Source organism: Pantoea sp. 18069 (assembly GCF_902706035.1).
Lineage (GTDB): Bacteria > Pseudomonadota > Gammaproteobacteria > Burkholderiales > Burkholderiaceae_C > Comamonas.
This window is the reverse complement of record NZ_CACSJA010000131.1, coordinates 1-413: the sequence shown is the minus strand read 5'-3', so window position 1 is coordinate 413 and position 413 is coordinate 1. Positions and strand designations below refer to the sequence as shown.

Below are 413 nucleotides of genomic sequence, written 5' to 3'. Positions count from 1 at the left end.
GTGCGGCACCCGGCGATGCTGCGCTACCTCGACAACGCCCAGAACGCGGCGAACCGCATCAACGAGAACTATGCGCGCGAGCTGATGGAGCTGCACACGCTGGGCGTGGACGGCGGCTACAGCCAGCGCGACGTGCAGGAGATGGCGCGCGTGCTGACCGGGCATGGCGTCTCCCTGCGCCCGCTGGACGAACCGCCCCCGAAGCTCAGGCCCGAATGGGCGCAGCAGTACGTGCGGCGGGGCCTCTACGAGTTCAACCCGCAGCGCCACGACTGGCAGCCCAAGGAGCTGCTCGGCCGGCCGCTGCAGGGCCAGGGCATGGCGGAACTCGACGAAGCGCTCGACCGGCTCGCCCGCGCGCCGGCCACCGCGCGCTTCGTGACGCGCAAGATGGCCGCCTACCTCGTCGGCGA

Annotated in this window: 1 protein-coding gene; it reads left to right on the top strand. The window is 71.7% G+C overall.

What is annotated here, in order from left to right; genetic code table 11:
- Positions 1-413, top strand: a 413-nt coding sequence (locus GVL12_RS25880; protein WP_159918400.1) for a DUF1800 family protein, incomplete at both ends; no start/stop codon positions are given.